General features: G+C 62.0%; 19 protein-coding genes. 12 read left to right on the forward strand and 7 right to left on the reverse strand.

Features of this window, described 5'->3' with window-relative positions; all coding sequences use genetic code 11:
- Nucleotides 1-91 precede the first annotated feature (91 nt).
- Nucleotides 92-1,066 carry a serine/threonine protein kinase gene (locus tag LIY36_RS00385; protein WP_226454476.1) on the forward strand — a complete coding sequence of 325 codons (975 nt, stop codon included), beginning with the start codon at nucleotides 92-94 and terminating at the stop codon, nucleotides 1,064-1,066.
- Nucleotides 1,067-1,184: 118 nt separating this feature from the next.
- Nucleotides 1,185-2,069, forward strand: coding sequence for an EamA family transporter RarD (rarD, locus tag LIY36_RS00390; protein ID WP_226454477.1), 885 nt, complete (start codon nucleotides 1,185-1,187; stop codon nucleotides 2,067-2,069).
- Between the two features lie 223 nt (nucleotides 2,070-2,292).
- Here the strand turns inward: rarD and LIY36_RS00395 are convergent, their stop codons facing one another.
- The gene (locus LIY36_RS00395; RefSeq protein ID WP_226454478.1) at nucleotides 2,293-2,805 is read right to left on the reverse strand and encodes a glycine cleavage system protein R; all 513 of its coding nucleotides are present in this window, start codon (nucleotides 2,803-2,805) and stop codon (nucleotides 2,293-2,295) included.
- 266 nt (nucleotides 2,806-3,071) lie between these two features.
- Between LIY36_RS00395 and LIY36_RS00400 the strand changes: the two genes are divergently transcribed.
- Entirely contained in the window at nucleotides 3,072-5,249 is a 2,178-nt protein-coding gene (locus tag LIY36_RS00400; RefSeq protein ID WP_226454479.1) for a malate synthase G, read from the forward strand.
- A gap of 175 nt (nucleotides 5,250-5,424) precedes the next feature.
- On the opposite strand, the gene LIY36_RS00405 is transcribed toward LIY36_RS00400, so the two are convergent.
- Nucleotides 5,425-5,871, reverse strand: coding sequence for a response regulator (locus tag LIY36_RS00405; protein WP_226454480.1), 447 nt, complete (start codon nucleotides 5,869-5,871; stop codon nucleotides 5,425-5,427).
- A 244-nt stretch (nucleotides 5,872-6,115) separates the two neighbouring features.
- On the opposite strand from LIY36_RS00405, the gene LIY36_RS00410 reads away from it, so the two are divergent.
- The 8 genes from LIY36_RS00410 (at nucleotide 6,116) to LIY36_RS00445 (ending at nucleotide 15,084) form a co-directional block, all read left to right on the forward strand.
- A complete protein-coding gene (locus LIY36_RS00410) occupies nucleotides 6,116-8,038 on the forward strand; it encodes a putative nucleotidyltransferase substrate binding domain-containing protein (RefSeq protein ID WP_226454481.1) in 1,923 nt (640 codons plus the stop codon).
- Complete coding sequence (locus tag LIY36_RS00415; protein WP_226454482.1) at nucleotides 8,035-8,742, forward strand: 3'-5' exonuclease; 708 nt, start codon at nucleotides 8,035-8,037, stop codon at nucleotides 8,740-8,742. The genes LIY36_RS00410 and LIY36_RS00415 overlap by 4 nt, the downstream gene beginning before the upstream one ends.
- A gap of 99 nt (nucleotides 8,743-8,841) precedes the next feature.
- Complete coding sequence (locus LIY36_RS00420) at nucleotides 8,842-9,360, forward strand: RNA polymerase sigma factor (RefSeq protein WP_226454483.1); 519 nt, start codon at nucleotides 8,842-8,844, stop codon at nucleotides 9,358-9,360.
- Nucleotides 9,357-10,325, forward strand: a complete 969-nt coding sequence (locus tag LIY36_RS00425) for a FecR domain-containing protein (protein WP_226454484.1) — start codon at nucleotides 9,357-9,359, stop codon at nucleotides 10,323-10,325. Before LIY36_RS00420 ends, LIY36_RS00425 begins: the two co-directional genes overlap by 4 nt.
- 217 nt (nucleotides 10,326-10,542) lie before the next feature.
- On the forward strand, nucleotides 10,543-12,972 hold the full coding sequence (locus LIY36_RS00430; protein WP_226454485.1) for a TonB-dependent siderophore receptor: 2,430 nt from the start codon (nucleotides 10,543-10,545) through the stop codon (nucleotides 12,970-12,972).
- 63 nt (nucleotides 12,973-13,035) lie between these two features.
- Nucleotides 13,036-14,130: a PepSY-associated TM helix domain-containing protein gene (locus LIY36_RS00435; RefSeq protein ID WP_226454486.1), complete on the forward strand. Its 1,095-nt coding sequence runs from the start codon at nucleotides 13,036-13,038 to the stop codon at nucleotides 14,128-14,130.
- Nucleotides 14,127-14,309: a hypothetical protein gene (locus LIY36_RS00440; protein ID WP_226454487.1), complete on the forward strand. Its 183-nt coding sequence runs from the start codon at nucleotides 14,127-14,129 to the stop codon at nucleotides 14,307-14,309. Before LIY36_RS00435 ends, LIY36_RS00440 begins: the two co-directional genes overlap by 4 nt.
- Nucleotides 14,310-14,454: 145 nt before the next feature.
- Nucleotides 14,455-15,084, forward strand: coding sequence for a glutathione S-transferase N-terminal domain-containing protein (locus LIY36_RS00445; protein ID WP_226454488.1), 630 nt, complete (start codon nucleotides 14,455-14,457; stop codon nucleotides 15,082-15,084).
- A 175-nt stretch (nucleotides 15,085-15,259) separates the two neighbouring features.
- On the opposite strand, the gene creD is transcribed toward LIY36_RS00445, so the two are convergent.
- Genes creD through rloA2 form a run of 4 tightly spaced genes read right to left on the reverse strand, consistent with a single transcriptional unit; the run spans nucleotide 15,260 to nucleotide 19,302 of the window.
- The gene (creD, locus tag LIY36_RS00450) at nucleotides 15,260-16,633 is read right to left on the reverse strand and encodes a cell envelope integrity protein CreD (protein ID WP_226454489.1); all 1,374 of its coding nucleotides are present in this window, start codon (nucleotides 16,631-16,633) and stop codon (nucleotides 15,260-15,262) included.
- Nucleotides 16,634-16,684: 51 nt separating this feature from the next.
- Nucleotides 16,685-18,124 carry a two-component system sensor histidine kinase CreC gene (creC, locus tag LIY36_RS00455; protein ID WP_192299851.1) on the reverse strand — a complete coding sequence of 480 codons (1,440 nt, stop codon included), beginning with the start codon at nucleotides 18,122-18,124 and terminating at the stop codon, nucleotides 16,685-16,687.
- Nucleotides 18,124-18,792 carry a two-component system response regulator CreB gene (gene creB, locus LIY36_RS00460; RefSeq protein ID WP_226454490.1) on the reverse strand — a complete coding sequence of 223 codons (669 nt, stop codon included), beginning with the start codon at nucleotides 18,790-18,792 and terminating at the stop codon, nucleotides 18,124-18,126. Before creB ends, creC begins: the two co-directional genes overlap by 1 nt.
- A 9-nt stretch (nucleotides 18,793-18,801) precedes the next feature.
- Entirely contained in the window at nucleotides 18,802-19,302 is a 501-nt protein-coding gene (gene rloA2 / locus LIY36_RS00465) for a retropepsin-like aspartic peptidase RloA2 (protein ID WP_192299853.1), read from the reverse strand.
- Nucleotides 19,303-19,476: 174 nt separating this feature from the next.
- On the opposite strand from rloA2, the gene LIY36_RS00470 reads away from it, so the two are divergent.
- The gene (locus LIY36_RS00470; RefSeq protein ID WP_226454491.1) at nucleotides 19,477-20,364 is read left to right on the forward strand and encodes an acyltransferase; all 888 of its coding nucleotides are present in this window, start codon (nucleotides 19,477-19,479) and stop codon (nucleotides 20,362-20,364) included.
- Here LIY36_RS00470 and LIY36_RS00475 read toward each other — a convergent pair.
- Entirely contained in the window at nucleotides 20,361-20,933 is a 573-nt protein-coding gene (locus LIY36_RS00475) for a DUF2780 domain-containing protein (RefSeq protein WP_226454492.1), read from the reverse strand. The two genes, LIY36_RS00470 and LIY36_RS00475, sit on opposite strands and share 4 nt — an antisense overlap.
- Between the last annotated feature and the right edge of the window lie 114 nt (nucleotides 20,934-21,047).

The following is a 21,047-nucleotide window of genomic DNA, read 5'->3' on the forward strand; positions in this document are numbered from 1 at the left end:
GGCTTGCCCGCGAAGGCGTCCGCACAGTCACCACCTATCACTGTTACCATACCCGGCCGGACGCGGCGCCCTGCTGCGCGCAGGAGTTCGCATGGCCCATCCGTTTGAAACACTCACCCCTGACCTGGTCCTCGACGCCGTCGAAAGCATCGGTTTCCTCAGCGACGCGCGCGTATTGGCGCTCAACAGCTACGAAAACCGCGTTTACCAGGTGGGCATCGAAGACTCCGAACCGCTGATCGCCAAGTTCTATCGCCCACAGCGCTGGACCAACGAGGCGATCCTCGAAGAGCACCGCTTCACCTTCGAATTGGCCGAATGCGAAGTGCCGGTGGTCGCGCCGCTGATCCACAACGGCGAAAGCCTGTTCGAACACGCCGGCTTCCGCTTCACCCTGTTCCCACGCCGTGGCGGCCGTGCGCCGGAGCCGGGCAATCTCGACCAACTCTATCGCCTCGGGCAACTGCTGGGCCGTTTGCATGCGGTGGGTTCCACCCGCCCCTTCGAACACCGTGAAGCCTTGGGTGTGAAGAACTTCGGCCACGACTCCCTCAACACCCTGCTCGAAGGCAACTTCATCCCCAAGAGCCTGCTACCGGCCTACGAGTCCGTGGCCCGCGACCTGCTCAAGCGCGTGGAAGAGGTGTACAAGGCCACGCCGCACAAAAACATCCGTATGCACGGCGATTGCCACCCCGGCAACATGATGTGCCGTGACGAGATGTTCCACATCGTCGACCTGGATGACTGCCGCATGGGCCCGGCAGTGCAGGACCTGTGGATGATGCTTGCCGGTGATCGTCAGGAATGCCTGGGACAGTTGTCGGAATTGATGGACGGCTACCAGGAATTCCACGACTTCGACCCGCGCGAACTGGCGCTGATCGAACCGCTGCGCGCCTTGCGCCTGATGCATTACAGCGCCTGGCTGGCGCGGCGCTGGGATGACCCGGCGTTTCCCCACAGCTTCCCGTGGTTTGGCACTGAGCGGTATTGGGGGGACCAGGTGTTGGCATTGCGCGAGCAACTGTCGGCGTTGAACGAAGAACCCCTGAAACTCTTCTGACCCAACCCCTCTCCTTGTGGGAGCTGGCTTGTCGGGGCCCACAGAAAAGCACCGCCCATTGCCTGGCAAATGTACTTACAATCGCGCCTTTGTTAGCTGCCTAAGCAAGGATTCTGCAATGCACGCCGCCAACCCCCGCAAGGGGTACATCCTGGGCCTGAGCGCCTATGTCATCTGGGGTCTGTTCCCGCTCTACTTCAAAGCCATCGCCAGCGTCCCGGCCGCCGAAATCATCGTGCATCGCGTGTTGTGGTCGGCGCTGTTCGGCGGTTTGCTGCTGATGGTGTGGAAACACCCCGGCTGGTTCCGTGAACTGCGTGACAACCCCAAGCGCCTGGCGATCCTGGCCCTCAGCGGTTCGTTGATTGCGGGCAACTGGCTGACCTATGTGTGGTCGGTGAACAGCGGGCGCATGCTGGAAGCGAGCCTCGGTTACTACATCAACCCGCTGGTGAATGTGTTGCTGGGCATGCTGATCCTCGGCGAACGCCTGCGGCGCTTGCAGTGGGCGGCGGTCGGGCTGGCGGCAGTGGGTGTGGCACAGCAGGTGTGGCAGGTGGGCAGTTTGCCGTGGGTGTCGCTGGTGTTGGCGCTGACCTTCGGGTTCTACGGTTTAATCCGCAAACAGGCGCCGGTCAAGGCACTGCCGGGGCTGGTGGTGGAAACCTGGATGCTGGTGCCGATTGCCGTGGCGTGGTTGTTGTTCAACCCCACCGCCCACAGTGCACAACTGGCGTTCTGGAGCACGTCCGAAGCCTGGTGGCTGGTGGCCGCTGGCCCGGTAACGCTGATCCCGCTGGTGTGTTTCAACGCCGCCGCACGGCACCTGCCCTACACAGCCCTGGGCTTTTTGCAGTACGTCGCGCCGACCCTGGTGCTGCTGGAAGCGGTGCTGTTGTTCGGTGAACACCTGGCACCGAGCACGCTGATTGCCTTCGCGTTTATCTGGGCTGGCCTGGTGGTTTACAGCGTGGATGCCTGGCTGAGCGTGCGCAAACGCTGATCAAATAACGTACAAAACTCTGCAAGCCACAGCGGGCGTGGCTTGCAGACATCCACCCCAAGGTTATCCACAACCTGATCCCCGCCATTTGTGCACAAGCTTTTGAAATTGCTCGTTTTTTGCTCAAGCAGCGCAGAAGCCCGGCCGGCGTGGCCTGGCGCCGGGTCTCTACAGGTTATCCACAGGCCCATGCAAGATTTCCATGCATAACCCTGTGGGCAGATTATTCCTCGTGGTGCAGCTCCACCATCAAGTCATCGGCCAGGGTTTCCAGGGAGAGCTGCAAGGTGTCCAGGGATAACGCTGCCGGCACCCGCAACAGCGCCTCGGCGGTAAACAGCGGATCACCGCTCATCGGAGCCGGCCGCACATCGGTGCTCAGGCTCTCCAGGTTCACCCCCTGTTTGCTCAACAACGCCGTGATCTCCCGCACGATGCCCGAGCGGTCATTGCCCACCAGCGTCATCAGGATGGATTTGGACGCCGACGCCTGCCCACTGCTGCCCTCACCCACCTGCACACGGATGCCATGTGTGGATAAGTCCTCCAGCGCGCCTACCAGGGCCTGACGGTTTTCTGCAGGAACGCTGACCCGCAGGATCCCGGCAAACTGCCCGGCCATGTGCGCCATGCGGCTTTCCAGCCAGTTGCCGCCGTGGGCGGCGATGTTCTGTGCAATGCGTTCCACCAGGCCGGGTTTGTCGGCGGCGATGATTGTGAGTACAAGATGGTCCATGGCGATGCCCTCTGGAATTCAATCTACAAGGTGGACCCGGAAGCCCTTGATAACAAATCGTGTACCATTTTTATATTTATCTGGAACAATCCAATAGTTTTTTGAGAACATCCGGTTCTCCGCTGTGACCGTACGACCAAAGTGGGTCGCTAAACGACGTATTTAGTCTAATTTTCACAACCGCAAGTCATCATGTAGTATGCGCAACCTGGCACTACATAATGAAAATCTAAAAAGCGCTTAAGCTGTGCAGAGTGAGGCAAGCAATGACTGAACACGTTCAAGTCGGTGGCCTGCAGGTCGCCAAAGTCCTGTTCGACTTCGTGAACAACGAAGCCATTCCCGGCACCGGCATTACTGCCGAGCAGTTCTGGGCCGGTGCCGACAAGGTCATCCATGACCTGGCACCGAAGAACAAAGCCCTACTCGCCAAACGCGACGATTTCCAGGCGCGGATCGACACCTGGCACCAGACCCACGCGGGCCAGGCTCATGACCCGGTGGCCTACAAGGCCTTCCTGCAAGACATCGGATACCTGCTGCCAGAAGCCGCAGATTTCCAGGCCACGACCCAAAACGTCGACGACGAGATCGCCCGCATGGCCGGCCCGCAGCTGGTGGTGCCGGTGATGAACGCGCGTTTTGCCCTCAACGCATCGAATGCGCGTTGGGGCTCGCTGTATGACGCGCTGTATGGCACCGACGCCATCAGCGAAGCCGACGGCGCCGAAAAGGGCCAGGGCTACAACAAAGTGCGCGGCGACAAGGTGATTGCCTTCGCCCGCGCCTTCCTCGACGAAGCCGCACCGCTCAGCGCCGGCAGCCACGTCGACTCCACCGCTTACAAAATCGTGGATGGCAAGCTGATCGTCGGTCTCAAGGGCGGCAGCAACAGCGGCCTGCGCGACGATGCGCAACTGATCGGTTTCCACGGCGACGCGGCACAACCGACTGCCGTACTGTTGAAACACAACGGCCTGCACTTCGAAATCCAGATCGACGCCAGCACCCCGGTCGGCCAGACCGATGCCGCCGGTGTCAAAGACGTGCTGATGGAAGCCGCGCTGACCACCATCATGGACTGCGAAGACTCCGTCGCCGCCGTCGATGCCGATGACAAAGTCGTGATCTATCGCAACTGGCTCGGCCTGATGAAGGGCGACCTGGCCGAAGAAGTGGCCAAGGGCGGCAAGACCTTCACCCGCACCATGAATGCCGACCGCGTCTACACCGGCGTGAATGGCCAGGACGTAACCCTGCACGGCCGTTCGCTGTTGTTTGTGCGCAACGTGGGTCACCTGATGACCATCGACGCGATCCTCGACAAAGACGGCAACGAAGTACCGGAAGGCATCCTCGACGGGCTGATCACCAGCCTGGCCGCGATCCATAGCCTCAACGGCACCAGCACTCGCAAAAACAGCCGCACCGGCTCCGTGTACATCGTCAAACCGAAGATGCACGGCCCGGAAGAAGCCGCGTTCACCAACGAGCTGTTCGGTCGCATCGAAGAGGTGCTGAACCTGCCGCGCAACACCCTCAAAGTCGGGATCATGGACGAGGAGCGCCGTACCACGGTCAACCTCAAGGCCTGCATCAAGGCGGCCAGCGAGCGCGTGGTGTTTATCAACACCGGCTTCCTCGACCGTACCGGCGACGAAATCCACACCTCCATGGAAGCCGGCGCGATGGTGCGCAAGGCGGCGATGAAGGCGGAAAAATGGATTGGCGCGTACGAAAACTGGAACGTCGACATCGGCTTGAGCACCGGCCTGCAAGGCCGTGCGCAAATCGGCAAAGGCATGTGGGCGATGCCCGACCTGATGGCTTTGATGCTCGAACAGAAAATCGCCCACCCACTGGCCGGCGCCAACACCGCTTGGGTGCCGTCGCCGACTGCGGCTGCGCTGCACGCGTTGCACTACCACAAGGTCGACGTATTCGCCCGCCAGACCGAACTGGCCAAGCGCGAACGCGCGTCGGTGGACGACATCCTGAGCATTCCTCTGGCGACCAATACCGATTGGTCCGACGAAGAAATCCGTAATGAGCTGGACAACAACGCCCAGGGCATCCTCGGTTACGTGGTGCGCTGGATCGACCAGGGCGTCGGTTGCTCGAAAGTGCCGGACATCAACGATGTGGGCCTGATGGAAGACCGCGCCACCCTGCGCATTTCCAGCCAGCACATCGCCAACTGGCTGCGCCACGGCATCGTCAACGAAGCCCAGGTGCTGGAAAGCCTCAAGCGCATGGCGCCGGTGGTAGACCGTCAGAATGCCGGGGATAAGTTGTACCGCCCACTGGCACCGGATTTCGACAGCAACATCGCGTTCCAGGCAGCGGTGGAGTTGGTGATTGAAGGCACCAAACAGCCCAATGGCTATACCGAGCCGGTGTTGCATCGTCGGCGTCGGGAGTTCAAGGCTAAGAATGGCCTGTAAATGAAAAAAGCCCCGGTCGAGAGACTGGGGCTTTTTCTTGGGGGGCCAGGGTGACCGGACTGGCGCTTTCGCGAGCAAGCCCGCTCCCACATTCGACCGAGTGCCTACGGGATATACGCGATCAAATGTGGGAGCGGGCTTGCTCGCGAAGAGGCCGGTACAGGCACCACAACAATCAGGAAACCATCCCCAACTCCCGCTTCACCAACTTCGCCAACTTCACGCTATCAATCGGCTTGAGCAAAAAGTCCACCACGCTCAGATGCATCGCATCGATCACATCCGGCGCTTCGGCGTCCCCCGATATGATGATGATCGGCAACGCCGCCCGGGTGGACTCGCGCACCTGGCGGATCAGCTCCAAGCCGTTGCTCGGCGCCATGCGCAGGTCGGTAATCAGCAACCCAATGGAACTGCTGGACTGCAACAGTGCCCACGCTGACTCGCCGCTGTCGGCGGTCATGCAGCGAATACCGTCCAGGCCCAGGATTTCCGCGAGCAGTTCCCGGGCGTCCTTGTCGTCATCGACGATCAACACCCGTTGCGGCGGTAAATCAGGCTCCAGCATCACGGCGCTCAGCGCCTCGCGCTCGGCATCGCTCAAAATATCGTGATCGGACATACGGTTCTCAGCAGTTCTCATCCAGCTCCCGGCACATTCGTCAGACATCGGCGCACGGACGAACAATGTGCACTTCGTCGGAAAGTTTGCCTAGTGGGCGTTCTACGGGTTTTGCACGATCTTCATCTAAGGTTTTGCCCTAGGTTTATGCCGTTTTTATCGACCTAGACTTACGTCCAATGGGCACCCGCAGCGCAGGAGTCGACCATGCAGACCGATAACGACAAAAAATGCGGTCACTGTCATGAGTAAAGCTGATGCCTTCGCCCAGGCGGGGAAAACTGCCGTACTACAGAATATCCACGGCACCTTGCAGTTCCTGCAGCGCTTCCCGCCGTTCAACCAGATGGAAAACGCCCACCTGGCGTTCCTGGTGGAGCAATGCCAACTGCGCTTCTTCGGCCCCGGCGAGAGCATCCTCAAGCCGTCGGGTGGGCCCGTCGAACACTTTTACATCGTCAAGCAAGGCCGCGTGGTCGGCGAACGCCCGGATTCAGCCGAAACCACCTTCGAAATCACCACCGGCGAATGCTTCCCCCTCGCTGCCCTGCTGGGTGAACGGGCTACCCGCACCGAGCATAAAGCCGCCGAAGACACCTTCTGCCTACAGCTGAACAAGCCGGCGTTTATCAAACTCTTCGCGCTTTCCAGCCCGTTTCGCGACTTTGCCCTACGCGGCGTGAGCAGTCTGCTGGATCAGGTCAACCAGCAAGTCCAGCAAAAAGCCGTGGAAACCCTCGGCACCCAATACTCCCTGAACACCCGCCTCGGCGAGTTGGCCATGCGCCACCCGGTGACATGCAGCCCCACCACGCCGCTGCGCGAAGCGGTGACGCTGATGCACGAGCAGCAGGTCGGCAGCATCGTGATCATCGACGAGCACAAGGCGCCGCTGGGGATTTTCACCCTGCGCGACCTGCGTCAGGTGGTGGCCGACGGCACCAGTGATTTCAACCAGGCCATCGAACGCCATATGACCCAGGCGCCGTTCTATCTGACGCCAGACCACAGTGCATTCGACGCCGCCATCGCCATGACCGAGCGACATATCGCCCACGTCTGCCTGGTCAAGGAGCAACGCCTGTGTGGCGTGGTATCCGAGCGCGACCTGTTTTCCCTGCAACGGGTAGACCTGGTGCACCTGGCCCGCACCATCCGCAACGCGCCCCGGGTCGACAACCTGGTGGCGATTCGCGGCGAGATCGGCCAGTTGGTCGAGCGCATGCTGGCCCATGGCGCGTCGTCCACCCAGATCACCCACATCATTACCCTGCTCAACGATCACACCGTGTGCCGGGTGATCGAACTGACCCTGGCCGAAAGAGGCGACCCCGGCGTGCCCTTCAGTTGGCTGTGTTTTGGCAGCGAAGGCCGCCGCGAACAGACGCTGTATACCGACCAGGACAACGGCATCCTGTTCGAGGCCAAGGACGCCGCCGAAGCCGCGCAGATCCGCGCCCAGCTGTTGCCGTTGGCGCAGCAGATCAACCAGAGCCTGGCGCTGTGCGGCTTCAGCCTGTGCAAGGGCAATATCATGGCCGGCAACCCCGAGCTGTGCCTGTCGCGGGCCGAATGGGCGCGGCGTTTCGCGGCGTTTATCCGCGAGGCGACCCCGGAGAATCTGCTCGGCTCCAGTATTTACTTCGACCTGCGCGTGGTGTGGGGCGATGAACGCGGCTGTGAACAACTGCGCCAGGGCATTCTCGATCAGGTTGGGGATAACCGGCTGTTCCAACGCATGCTGGCCGAGAACGCCTTGCGCCAGCGTCCGCCCGTAGGACGCTTCCGCGACTTTGTGCTCACACGCAAAGGTGGCGAAAAGGCCATGCTGGATCTCAAGGTGCAGGGCCTCACGCCTTTCGTCGACGGTGCGCGCCTGCTGGCCCTGGCCAATGGCATCCACGCCAACAACACCCTGGAGCGCCTGCGCCAACTGGTGGCCAAGGAAGTCATCGAGCCGCTGGACGGCGCCGCCTATGAGGAGGCATACCACTTCATCCAGCAGACCCGCATGCAGCAGCACCAGTTGCAGACGCGGGAAAACCAGGCATATTCCAACCGCGTCGACCCCGACAGCCTCAACCACCTGGACCGACGCATCCTGCGCGAATCCCTGCGCCAGGCCCAACGCCTGCAAAGCAGCCTGACATTGCGGTATCAGCTGTGAGTTTGTTCAGTTGGCTGCGTGCGAAAAAGCCTGGCCTCGACAGCGCGCAACTACAACGCCTGGCGCAACTGCCAGAGCCCGCGACGCTGGGCAATAACACGTTGCGCACGCAACGCTGGGTGGTCGTAGACCTGGAAACCAGCGGCCTGAACCTCAACCGTGATCAGGTGCTATCCATCGGGGCGGTGGTGATCGAAGACGGTGCGGTGGATTTCTCGCAGATGTTTGAACGCACCCTGCAACGGGCCGAGACCAAACTCAGCCCCAGCGTGTTGATCCACGGCCTCGGCCCCAGTGCAATTGCCGCTGGCAGTGATCCGGTCGAAGCGCTGCTGGATTTCATGGCGTTTGTCGGCGACAGCCCGTTGCTCGCGTTCCACGCGCCATTCGATCAACACATGCTGTGCCGGGCGCTCAAGGACAGCCTGGGTTACCGCCTGACCCACCCGTTCCTCGACGTGGCCGACATCGCCCCGCTGCTGTGCCCCGAAGCGCATATCCGCGAGGCCGGGCTGGATGACTGGATCAACCACTTCAATTTGCAGGTCGGCGAACGCCACCACGCCAGCGCCGACGCCCTGGCCACGGCCGAGTTGATGCTCATCTTGTTCAGCCGTGCGCGCCAGCAGTTCATCGACACGCCCCACGCCCTGCAAGAGCGTTTGAGCCAATGGAAACGGCGTAAACAAGCGCCATCGTTTTAATAGCACCACCCGACAGACGCCAATTGCGTCCACCCTACGGCTCTGACACAATCGCGAATAATTCTCGTTAGTTTAAACGTTTTGTTTGCCAGGTGATCCTTGTCGTCGATCCAGACCCCACGCAGTGAGCTTGTTGGCGCGTTGTATCGCGACCATCGCGGCTGGCTGCTGGCCTGGCTGCGACGCAACGTAGCCTGCCCGAGCCGCGCCGAAGACCTGAGCCAGGACACCTTCATGCGCCTGCTCGGCCGTGACGAGTTGCGCGAACCCCGCGAACCCCGGGCGTTCCTGGTGGCCATCGCCAAGGGCCTGTTGTTCGACTACTTCCGCCGCGCCGCACTGGAACAGGCCTACCTCACCGAACTGATGCTGATCCCGGAAAGCGAACACCCCTCGCCGGAAGAACAGCAACTGATCCTCGAAGACCTCAAGGCCATCGACCGCCTGCTCGGCAAGCTGTCGAGCAAGGCCCGCGCCGCCTTCCTGTATAACCGCCTCGACGGCCTCGGCCACGCCGAAATCGCCCAGCGCCTTGGCGTGTCGGTGCCTCGCGTGCGCCAATACCTGGCCCAGGGCATTCGCCAGTGCTACATCGCGCTGTATGGCGAGCCGCAGTGAACACGATCAGTTCCAAACCGGTGTCGTCCCGCGTGCTGGACGCGGCGATTGCCTGGCAACTGTCCCTCGATTCCGGCGACGGCAGCGCGGTTGAGCGCGAAGAGTTCGACAAATGGCTGGCCAGCGACGAAGAACACGCCCGCGCCTGGCGCCAGTTGGGCATGCTCGACCAGCGTTTCAGCGCCGCCTCGGGCCCGGCGCGGGTGGCGTTGTTGCAGTCCCGCGAGGGCATTCGCCAGCGGGTGCGCAAGCTCGGCAGCGGGCTGGCAAGCATCGCGCTGGTCATCGGCCTGGCGTTGTTCGCCGGCGAGCGCTACGTACCGATCCACTATTGGCTGGCCGACCAACGCACCGCCACTGGCGAGCAGCGCACGCTGAAGTTGCCGGACGGCACGCTGATCAACCTCAACACCCACAGCGCCATCGACGTACGCTTCGATGAAAAGCGCCGGCTGATCGTGTTGCAGGACGGCGAAATCCTCGTCGAAACCGGCCACAACGACGCGCGGCCGTTCTATGTGCAGACCCGCGACGGCAGCCTGCGCGCACTGGGCACGCGGTTTATCGTCAAGCGCGAAGACCACGCCACGCGCTTGAGCGTGCTGCAATCGGCCGTCGGCGCCCAGCCCGAAACGTCGCCGCACGAACAGGTGTTCAAGGAAGGCCAGCAAGTGCTGATGCGCAGCGACGGGCTGGGCCCGACGCTGGCCGTCACCCCGGCTACCGACGCCTGGACGCGCGGCATGCTGGTGGTGGACAACGCACGCCTGGGGGATGTGATCGAGGAACTCAGCCGTTATCGCACCGGGCACCTGGGCGTGGATAACAATGTGGCCGACCTGCGGATCACCGGCAGCTTCCCGCTGCATGACACAACCCTGGCGTTGAATGCGCTGCTGCCGACTTTGCCGGTTCAGATCGAGCAGCATACGCCGTGGTGGGTGACTGTCAGCGCCAAGCCTTAGGTTCTGTAGTGCCTGGCCGATTGCTTTCGCGAGCAAGCCCGCTCCCACATTCGACCGCGCTCTACCGGAACGAATGCGGTCAAGTGTGGGAGCGGGCTTGCTCGCGAAGAGGCCCCCAAGAACAGCGCAAAAAAATAATTACACCCAGCCCTATCACTTTTCGATTCTCGTTCGGCACCTAGGCAATTGAGAAATATTTCCATTCAGGAGCCGCCCCATGTCCCGCACGCTAGACACCCTGCTGCGCCCCAGCCTGTTAGCCGTGGCCATCGCCCTCGGTACCCCGCTGGCCAGCCCCTTGCTGATCGCCGCCGAACAGGCCTCCAGCGTGCGTGCCTACAACCTGCCGGCGGCGCCCCTGGCGGCCACCCTGAACCAGATCGCCAGCCAAGCGGGCCTGGCCCTGACCCTCAACCCGGCGCTCGCCGCCGGCAAGACCTCGGCCCCGGTCCAAGGCCAGTTCGATGCACCGGGCGCACTGCGCGAAGCCCTGCGCGGCACGGGCTTGCAGTTGGAACAGAGCAGCGCGGGCACGTACACGCTGGTGGCAATCCCGGAGGGTGTAGTGGCGTTGCCGCAGACCAATATCATTGGCCAAGGCAGCTATGAAAGCGCCTGGGGCCCGGTGGACGGGTATGTCGCAACACGCACCGCTGCCGGGACCAAGACCGATACCGCCCTGGTCGAGGCGCCGCGCTCGATTTCCGTCGCCACCCGCCAGCAGATGCAAGACCGCAACGTGCAGAACCTGGATGACGCGGTCAAATACATGCCCGGTATCGTCTCCGCGAGCTACGGCAGCGACACCCGCTACGACTGGATGCGCGTACGCGGCTTCGAACCGACCCAGTTCCTCGACGGCCTGCCACTGCCGCGCGGCGTCTACGCCAACCCGAAGGCCGAGACCTGGAACCTCGACCGCCTCGCCCTGCTGCGCGGCCCCGCGTCGTCGGTGTACGGCCAGACGCCACCGGGAGGCCTCCTGGACATGGTCAGCCGCCGTCCCAGCGAAGAATCGAGCCATGCCGTCCAAGTGCAATACGGCAGCGACAACTACCGCCAGATCAACTTCGCCAGCACCGGCAAGATCGACGAGGAAGGCCAGTTCCTCTACGGCCTCAGCGGCGTGGTGCGCGATGCCGGCACTCAGGTCGATCATATCGATAACAAGCGCTACAACATCGCCCCCAGCCTGACCTGGAACGTCGACCCCGACACCAAACTGACCTTGCTCTCGCAGTTCACCCGCGACGATACCGGCACCACCAGCCAGTTCATGCCGATCCAGGGCACCAAGATCAAATCGCCGCTGGGCGAAGTGTCCCATCACAAGAACCTGGGCGACCCGGACTACGAGTTCTACGACCGTACCTACTACGCGCTGGGTTATGCCTTCGAACACCGTTTCAACGATACGTGGCAGTTCAAGCAGAACCTGCGCTACACCAAGTCGGAATTATCGTTCCAGCAATTGACTGTGGGCTCCTATGCCTATTCGCCGGCGGATGCCGCGGGCAATATCAGCCGTTCGACCACCAATGTGGACGAGAACATCGGCCAGTTTGCGGTGGACAACAACTTCCAGGCCGACTTCGCCACTGGCGACGTGATCCACACCTTGCTGCTGGGCCTGGACCACCAGCGTACCGATACGTCCTACCGCGCGATTTACGGCACCGCTTCGGGTATCAACATCTTCAACCCGGTCAATACCACGCCGACGGTGCGCCCGACCGACGTCCGGCCGTTCTACGACTACAACCAGAAAACCGTGCAGACCGGCCTCTACGTACAGGACCAGATGGCCCTGGACAAATGGCGCCTGACCCTGGGCGGGCGCGAAGACTGGGTGCATCAGGCCACCACTTACTTCAACGACAGCGATGCGACCAACACCGACCGCATCAAACACTTCAGCGGCAACGCAGCGCTGAGCTATGTGTTCGATTCCGGCTTCGTACCGTACTTGTCCTACGCCGAATCGTTCCAACCGGCGAGCAACGCCGATACCAGTGCGGCCAAGACCTTCAAACCGACCGAAGGCAAACAGTGGGAAATGGGCGTCAAGTATCAGCCGCCCGGTTCCAACACGCTGCTGACGGCGGCGGTCTACGATCTGACCCAGAAGAACGTGCAAGTGACCACCCTTGGCGCTGGCAACCAGCAGATCAACAGCCAGACCGGCGAAGTGAAGGTCAAGGGCCTGGAGCTGGAAGCCGTGTCTGACGTGACCGAGAACCTCAAGGTCATCGCCGCTTACACCCTGGCCAAGTCCGAGGTGCAAAAAGGCATCTACAAAGGCAACCGCCTGACCTTGATGCCCAACCAGCAAGCCTCGCTGTGGACTGACTACACGTGGCACACCGGCCCACTCGATGGTTTCGGCGTCGGCTTTGGCGCGCGTTATACCGGCAACACCTATGGCGACCAGGCCAACACCTGGCTGGGCAAGGCCAACGCCTACACCGTGTTCGACGGTTCGGTGCATTACGACCTCAGCCGCCTGGACAACGCCCTCAAGGGCGCATCGGTGAAGCTCAACGCCACCAACTTGTTCAACAAGGACTACCTGTCGACCTGCGACGCCAATTATTGCTACTTCGGTGACCAACGCAGCGTCGTTGCCAGCGCCACCTACCAGTGGTGATCGGCTGAGTTAACAGCCGGGCCGCCCCCAGTGGGCGGCCTCGGCATGTCTGAAGGCTGGAAAATGAAAAGCACTACCATCCGCGGTTGGTCCTTCGTCCACACCTGGACCAGCCTGATCTGCACCGTATTCCTGCTGCTGCTTGCCCTCACCGGCCTGCCGCTGGTGTTCCACCACGAGATCGACCACCTGCTGGGCAACGAGCCGGCGCTGGCGCAGATGCCCGCCGATACGCCGCAGCTCAACCTCGAACAGCTGGTGGCCAAGGCCCAGGCCCATCGCCCCGGCGAGGCCATGCAGTACCTGGCCTGGGACGAGGACGACCCAAACGGTGTGATCGCGATCATGGCCGCCACTGCCGGTACCGAACCCAATTCGTCGCACACCTTCATGCTGGATGCGCGTACGGGCGATGCGGTGCAGATGCCGTCGGCAAATGGCGGCTTCACCCTGTTCCTGCTGCGTCTGCATGTGGATATGTTCGCCGGGCTGCCGGGCAAGTTGCTGCTGGCGTTCATGGGCATTCTGTTTGTGCTGGCAATCATCTCGGGCACGGTGTTGTACCTGCCGTTCATGCGCCGCCTGAGGTTCGCCACGGTGCGCCACGACAAATCCACACGCCTGCGCTGGCTCGACCTGCATAACCTGATCGGCGTGGTGACCCTGACCTGGGCCCTGGTGGTCGGCGTCACCGGCGTGATCAGCGCCTGCGCCGACCTGATCATCGCCGCCTGGCGCCAGGACAGCCTCGGCGCGATGATCGAACCCTACAAAAACGCCCCGCCCTTGACCCAGCGCGCCCCGGCAACGGACTTGCTGACCATCGCCGCCAAGGCCGCACCGGGCATGCAGCCAGACTTTATCGCCTTCCCCGGCACGCGCTTTTCCAGCGAGCACCACTACGCGGTGTTCATGAAGGGCAGCACGCACCTGACCTCGCACCTGCTCACGCCGGTATTGATCGACGCCAGCACCCTGGCCGTCACTGCCATCGCCGAGCGGCCGTGGTACATGGACGCCATGGGCATGTCCCAGCCGCTGCACTTTGGCGACTACGGCGGCATGCCGATGAAGATTTTGTGGGCTGTGCTGGATGTGCTGACCATCATCGTGTTGCTCAGCGGTATTTACCTGTGGATCGTCAGGCGCAAGACATGAAGCCAAGACAGTCGAGTTTCTGGAAGGTGTTTGGCATTCCCTTGGGGATTGGCGTGCTCAGTGCGGCCGGGTTGTTTGCGGCGTTGCTGGGGGATGGGTGGTGGGATGCGTTGAGTTGGGTGGGGTTGGGTGTGCCAGCGGCGCTTGGCACTTGGGGGTTGTTTAAGCGGCGTAGCTGATGGCGCTTTCGCGAGCACGCCCGCTCCCACATTCGACCGCGATCCGCCTGACAAAATGGGGTCAAATGTGGGAGCGGGCTTGCTCGCGAAGAGGCCTTCAAAAACACCACAAATGCCTCTAGGCTAGCCGCTGCCATCTTGAGGAATGCCCATGCCCACCATGACCCTGTTCCACAACCCCGCCTCGCCCTTCGTGCGCAAGGTCCGCGTGCTGCTGATCGAAACCGGCCAACAGGACCGCGTGGCGCTGCAAGCCACCCTGCCGACGCCGGTCCAGCCCGACCTGCAAGTGGTGCAAGGCAACCCCGTGGGCAAGATCCCGGCCCTGCGCCTGGCCGACGGTTCGATGCTGCACGACAGCCGGGTGATCCTCGATTACCTCGACCACCAGCACGTCGGCAACCCGCTGATCCCCCGCGACGGCTCCGCCCGCTGGCGCCGCCTGACCCTGGCCTCAATGGCCGACGGCATCATGGATGCCGCCGTGCTGGTGCGCTACGAGACCGCGATGCGCCCGGTGCAGAAGCATTGGGACCAGTGGCTGGATGAGCAGCGCAACAAGATCCGCCGCAGTGTCGCCGAGTTGGAAGCCGAAGCGATTGCCGAGTTGGCCAGCCATTTCGACATCGCCGCGATAAGCGTGGCGTGTGCCTTGGGTTATCTGGACTTCCGCCACCCGGACCTGCAATGGCGCCTCGACAACCCGCAGCTCGCCGCCTGGTACGCCGAGGTCAGCCAGCGTCCGTCGATGCTTGAAACCCAACCTCCCGCCTAACCCCCACCGACATTCCCCTGTGGGAGCGAGCTTGCTCGCGAATGCGGTCTATCAGTAACGGATTCATTGACTGACCCACCGCTTTCGCGAGCAAGCCCGCTCCCACATTGTCCAGTGGCATGGTTGAGGAAGTTGACTAGCCTCGCCTTCATCTGATGATCTTCCCTTAACCCAATCATTGCACCGCCTCCAGATCAAACTGCAACGGCTCCACCACCTTGCGCTTGCCCACGCCATACCAATCCAGTTTGCGCGTCAGCACCATCACCGTGCCCAGCAACCCAAACAGCAACAGCGAGCCCATCAGCAGCGCGTAATCCTCGGCACTCAACAGCCCGTAGAGCAAGGCATACAACGCCGCCAACCCCGCCGAAAACCCCAGCCCGTGGCTGACGCTGCGCAGCACATGGCACACGTAGAAACCGATCAACAACACGCAGGCACTCGCCGAGATCAGGTAAGCCAGGGCAAAGCCGATGTGCTCGGACAACGACAACAGCAGCAGGTAGAAAAACGCCAGGGCAAAGCCCACCAACGCGTACTGCACCGGGTGCACTGCCAGGCTCTTGAGCACTTCAAACAGAAAGAAGCCGGCAAAAGTCAGGGCGATAAACAGCAGCGCATATTTGATCGCGCGGTCGCTCTTGAGGTACTGGTCCACCGGGTCGATGAAGTTGACGCCGAAGCTGCGGTTGTTGAAGTCCTTGCAGCCCTGCCCGTCCAGGCAACTTTGCAGCGCCTGCTCAAGGTTGGTGGAAAAGAATGAGGTCTGCCAGTTGGCGCTGAAGCCCTGATCGGTGACGTCACGCTGGGCCGGCAGGAAGTTGCCGATAAAGCTCGGATGCGGCCAGTTGGAGGCGAGTGACACTTGGCTGACCTTGCCCACCGGCACCACTTGCAGTTGTTCGGTGCCTTGCAGGCGCAGGTCGAAAGCGAAGGTCACGACATAAGGTTTTTTACTGTCCTGCTCCGGCAGCTCCACGTGCACGCCCTCGCCCAGCCAGTCGACTTGGGAGCCCGGTTCGAAGTCCAGGCGCTGGCTGCCCAGTTCCAGTTTCAGCGAGTTCTCGATGCCACGAATATCGCTGATACCCACCGCCAGGAACGCCGGTTCAAAGCGGTAGTCGGCAAAGTCTTCGGTGATGCCCAGTTGTGCCGGCAGTTCGAAATGCCCGCTGATACGGTTGTCGGCATGGAACAGCCGCGCCTGGTAGATGCCACGGGCGCGCAGTTCGGTCTGCACCTTGCCGTCGAGTTCGAAGCTGTCTGGCAGGAAGTACAAACGGCCGCGCTCTTCACGGGTGACTTCGTAGCGTTTGTTGAGCTTTTCATTGAGCTTCCACTCGCGCACAGTCTTGCGGTACGGCACCACCATTAACGGGCCAGTCAGACGCTGGCTGTAACTGGAGCTGCGGGCGATGTCATCCAGCACGGCATCGCGAGTGTTTTGGCGATCGCCGATGATGCCGTTGATCATCAGCAGTGGAATCAGCAACACCAGCATCAGCAGCGCAATCGCGCCAAGTTTGAAAAGCAGACTGCGGTTCATGGGACTCTCCCTGTTTTGATGGGGAGAGTCTGGGCAGCCTGTGTGGGAGATTTATGTGGGCACTGTGGAGACTGTGTGGAGATGCAGCACCACGTTCACCCCACCTTGCACATTGCCGATCTGCAACGCGCCGCCGTGCAGCTTCATCACTTCTTCGACAAAGTTGAGGCCCAGGCCGGTGCTTTTGCGCCCGCTGGCCGGGCGTGGCAGCGAGTAGAAACGCTCGCTCAGGCGCGGCAGGGCGTAGTCGGGAATCGGTGCGGCCTGGTTGAACAGGCTGACGTGCACAGCGTTGTGCTGCACCTGCGCGCTGAACCGCAACACCCCACCGGGCGGGGTGAAGTCCAAGGCGTTGTCCAGCAGGTTGCCGAGGGCCTGGCGCAGCAGGAAGGGTTCGCCATACACCTTCACATCCGCCGTTATCCTTTGCTCGACATGCAGGCCCGCGCCTTCGATCCGCGCACATTGGGCCTTGAGCACGTCCTCGACCATAGTCGCCAGCGGAATCTGCGCCTGCTCTTCCAGCCCCTGGCGTTGCTCGACTTGCGCCAGGTTCAGCAGGCGTTCGATCAACTGCTGCAAGCGCGCGCTTTCGCTGTCGATATTGCCGACAAAGCGCTGCTGCTGCTCGCGGCTCATGTCGCCCTGCAACAGCTCCGCCGCGCCGCGAATCGCCGCCAGCGGGCTTTTCAGTTCGTGGGTCAGGGTGTGCACGTAATGTTCGACGTAGGCCTTGCCCTCCAACTGCGTGCGCATGTGCTCCACGGCGGTGGACAGCTGCTTGAGCTCGCCGCCACGGTAATGCGGCAACTCGGCCCGCCGACCTTCGCTGACCGCCTCTGCGTAGGCCGTGAGCCGACGCAGGGCCACGCTCAGCCACCACGACAGCAACGCCCCGAGCAACAGGCCCAGCACCACCAGGCCGGCGCCGTACCACAGCAAGCGCCGCTCGGTGCGGTCCACATAGGGCTGCAACGAACTGTTGGGCTTGGCCACGGTGACCACGCCGATGATCTGGCCGTTGTCGCGGATCGGCGCACCGACGTGCATCACCGACGACGCGGCGTCATCCGCTGCGCTGCGGGTGGAACGGGCGCCGTACTCGCCGCGCAGGGTCAGGTACACGTCGTTCCATTTGGAGTAATCCTGGCCCACCGCTTCGCCCGTGGAGTCGAGCAGCACGGTGCCCTTGGCATCGGTCACGTAGATGCGGTGGTTGACCTGGTTTTTCGGCAGCCCCCAGATGGTCGCCCCTGGCTGGCGGTTGCCATAGGCCTTGAGCAATTCGGGCCAGTGGCTTTGACCAAGGGTGCCGTTTTTCACGTCATCGCGCAGGATCTCGGCGAGCAGGTTGGCGGTGTCCACCAGGGTTTCCTCGGTGGACTGACGCACGCCGGGGCGGATTTCCTTCATCACCGTGCTGAGCACGAAATAACCGGTCAGGCCGATAAACAGCGCGTACACCAAGAAGATCCGCAGCCCCAGGCGCATCAGCTGTGGCTCGGGCTGTAGCTGTAGCCGAGGCCGCGATGGGTCTGGATCGGCTCGGCCTCGGCGGCGACGCTGCGCAACTTGCTGCGCAGGCTTTTGATATGGCTGTCGATATTGCGTTCGTAACCGGCATCCGCGGCCACGCCGACCGCGTCCAACAATTGCTCACGGCTGAACACACGCTCGGGCTGTTCCAGCAGGCTTTGCAACAAACGGAATTCATGCCGCGTCAGGCTCAGGGGCTGGCCGCGATAGTTGATCTGCATGCGTTCCAGGTCCACCTGAAACACCGCCGGCGCAACACCGGGTCCTACACGCTTGAGGATCGCCCGCACCCGCGCCGCCACTTCCCGCGGGCTGAACGGCTTGACCACATAATCATCGGCGCCGATTTCCAGACCCACCACCCGATCGATCTCGCCGTCACGGGCACTGAGGAACATCACCGGCACTTCACTGAAGCGGCGCAATTGCTTGCAGGTTTCAAAGCCGGTGATGTCCGGCAGGCCGATGTCGAGGATGATCAGGTCAGCCGGGGTCTGGCGCTGATAGGCCAGCGCCTCCTGGCCGAGGCTCAGCCAGGTGGTGGTGAAACCCTCGCCTTGCAGGGCGAACAGCAGCGTATCGGCTATCGCCGCTTCGTCTTCGACAATCAGGATGTGGGGCATGGGGCTCTGTCAGCAGTCCGGTTTGTCGGCAGTGTAACGACGGGCCGGGTTTACCGCAGCGCCGAATTCACGCAGGGCCTTGGCACCGATCAGCAGCGGGTAGTTGAAGCTGCTGCGGTCGGTGAGGTTGACCTCGACGGTGCGCTTGACGTTGCCCAGGCACATTTCCAGGTCGATCACCGGGCGCTTGGCCACGGCGGGTTCGTCCTTCTCGTCATCTTCGTCGGCGCGGCTCTTGATCTTGCTGATCCGCGCGACCTTGTGCTCGTAGACTTTGTCCGACGCATCCTTGCCGCCGAGACGGAAACGCACCCAGTCATCGCCATCGCGCTGGAAGGTTTCGATGTCACGGGCCGACAGCGAAGCGGTGAGCGCGCCAGTGTCCATCTTGGCCTTGAAGGTTTGGCCGATCTCCGGCAACTGGATGTATTCGTAGCGACCGTAAAGGGTCGGTTCAGCAGCCATGACCGGCAAGGCAACCAGGGCAAGCGAGGCAAATAGAAGTTTCACGAAGGCATGTCCTCGGAAAGAAGTAGGCGGATTCTAGACCGCACGCGCGGCACTTAGTTAGCTCTGCCGAACCATACCCGGCACATTGTGAAACATTCGTCCGATACTTTGCGATTTGGTCTCTAGACTCAGCTCTCTTATCATGGCCCGCCCACAAGATCCCAAGAGTTGCTTATGCGCCGCCTGCTCACCGGCTGTCTGGTCACACTGCTGCTATTGCTCAACACCCTGGTCCTGATCGGTCCGTTGATGGTGTTTGCCCTGCTCAAGCTGGTCGCCCCTGGCCGTTCTCGCGACTCTATGTCCTGGGCGGTGATGTGGATCGCCGAGACCTGGGCCGAGATCGACAAACTGATCTTCGCGCGCTGCATCCCCACCCGCTGGGATATTCGCGGCGGCGACGACCTGCGTCGCGACACCTCCTACCTGGTGATCAGCAACCACCAATCCTGGGTGGACATCCCGGCGCTGATCCAGGCCCTCAACCGGCGCACGCCGTTCTTCAAATTCTTCCTGAAAAAAGAGCTGATCTGGGTGCCGTTCCTCGGCCTGGCCTGGTGGGCGCTGGATTACCCCTTCATGAAGCGCTACAGCAAGGCGTTCCTGGCCAAGCATCCGGAACTGGCCGGGCAGGATCTGCAAATCACCAAACAGGCCTGTGAATTGTTCAAGCGCCAGCCGGTGACGGTGGTCAATTACCTGGAAGGGACGCGCTTCAACGAGGCCAAGCGCCAGCAGCAGGACTCACCGTTCAGGCGCCTGCTCAAGCCCAAGGCGGGCGGCGTGGCCTTCGTGCTGGCGGCGATGGGCGAACAGTTGGACGCGATCCTCGATGTGACCGTGGTGTATCCACAGCAAAAGATTCCGGGGTTCTGGGATTTGATCAGCGGCGCGGTGCCAGAAGTGATCATCGACATCCGTACCCGTGAACTGGACCCGGCGTTGTGGCAGGGGGATTACGAGAACGATCCGGCGTTTCGCCAGACCGTCCAGAACTGGGTGAACCAGCTCTGGAACGAGAAGGATGCGCGCATCGAACAACTGCGCGCAGAGCGTTCTTAGCTGCCGGTGCCCCACGCCTGGGCCAATTTGCCCAGCAACGATTCGTTGGCACCCTGGCCGCCCAGGAACTGCAGGATCACCGGGGCAAACTGGGCGATCATGCCGCTGTCCATACCCAGGGCGCCGAACGCGGTGTTCAGGTCGTTGGTGCTCTTCACGTTACCCAGCAGGCCGTCCAGGCCGCTGGTCTTGCTGCCACCGGCCTGGCCGAGCATCCCGCTCAAGGCGCCGAGGCTGCCCAGGGCATTGTTGCCCGACAGCTGATCCAGGCCCGGCACGCTGTTGCCCAGTTGCGAGTAGTCATTGCCACTCAGCTTGTTCTTGGCCAGGCCGAGCATCGCGCCGGTGCCGCCAATGGCTTGCTCGGGGGTGATGTTCAGTTGCGAGGTCAGTGTGCTCAGCAAATCGGCCGTCTCGGACGACGGTGCGGCAGCGGCAGCCTTGTTGTTGCCACCTTGCATGCCGGAAATCGCATTGGCTGCATCGCCAAGGCTGAAGCCTGCGGCGAACACCGGGCCGGCTGCCAGGGTCATCAGGCAGGAAAGGGCGAAACCGCGTGAAATCTTCATTGAAACAACCTCTGGATGTAAGAGCTGAAAGCATGGGTTTGACTGACTGTCCCGAAGGATTGTTCCCACATGGAGGTTAGTTCAGAAAAGGCTGCATCCGAATCCCCTGCCCTC

Source organism: Pseudomonas sp. AF03-9 (assembly GCF_020515815.1).
Lineage (GTDB): Bacteria > Pseudomonadota > Gammaproteobacteria > Pseudomonadales > Pseudomonadaceae > Aquipseudomonas.

Excerpts from the sequence above, each read along its gene's own strand:
- LIY36_RS00385 (WP_226454476.1), top strand. The coding sequence starts at position 92 with ATGGCCCATCCGTTTGAAACACTCACCCCTGACCTGGTCCTCGACGCC.
- rarD (WP_226454477.1), top strand. The coding sequence starts at position 1,185 with ATGCACGCCGCCAACCCCCGCAAGGGGTACATCCTGGGCCTGAGCGCC.
- LIY36_RS00395 (WP_226454478.1), bottom strand. The coding sequence starts at position 2,805 with ATGGACCATCTTGTACTCACAATCATCGCCGCCGACAAACCCGGCCTG.
- LIY36_RS00400 (WP_226454479.1), top strand. The coding sequence starts at position 3,072 with ATGACTGAACACGTTCAAGTCGGTGGCCTGCAGGTCGCCAAAGTCCTG.
- LIY36_RS00405 (WP_226454480.1), bottom strand. The coding sequence starts at position 5,871 with ATGTCCGATCACGATATTTTGAGCGATGCCGAGCGCGAGGCGCTGAGC.
- LIY36_RS00410 (WP_226454481.1), top strand. The coding sequence starts at position 6,116 with ATGAGTAAAGCTGATGCCTTCGCCCAGGCGGGGAAAACTGCCGTACTA.
- LIY36_RS00430 (WP_226454485.1), top strand. The coding sequence starts at position 10,543 with ATGTCCCGCACGCTAGACACCCTGCTGCGCCCCAGCCTGTTAGCCGTG.
- LIY36_RS00435 (WP_226454486.1), top strand. The coding sequence starts at position 13,036 with ATGAAAAGCACTACCATCCGCGGTTGGTCCTTCGTCCACACCTGGACC.
- LIY36_RS00440 (WP_226454487.1), top strand. The coding sequence starts at position 14,127 with ATGAAGCCAAGACAGTCGAGTTTCTGGAAGGTGTTTGGCATTCCCTTG.
- LIY36_RS00445 (WP_226454488.1), top strand. The coding sequence starts at position 14,455 with ATGCCCATGCCCACCATGACCCTGTTCCACAACCCCGCCTCGCCCTTC.
- creD (WP_226454489.1), bottom strand. The coding sequence starts at position 16,633 with ATGAACCGCAGTCTGCTTTTCAAACTTGGCGCGATTGCGCTGCTGATG.
- creC (WP_192299851.1), bottom strand. The coding sequence starts at position 18,124 with ATGCGCCTGGGGCTGCGGATCTTCTTGGTGTACGCGCTGTTTATCGGC.
- creB (WP_226454490.1), bottom strand. The coding sequence starts at position 18,792 with ATGCCCCACATCCTGATTGTCGAAGACGAAGCGGCGATAGCCGATACG.
- LIY36_RS00470 (WP_226454491.1), top strand. The coding sequence starts at position 19,477 with ATGCGCCGCCTGCTCACCGGCTGTCTGGTCACACTGCTGCTATTGCTC.
- LIY36_RS00475 (WP_226454492.1), bottom strand. The coding sequence starts at position 20,933 with ATGAAGATTTCACGCGGTTTCGCCCTTTCCTGCCTGATGACCCTGGCA.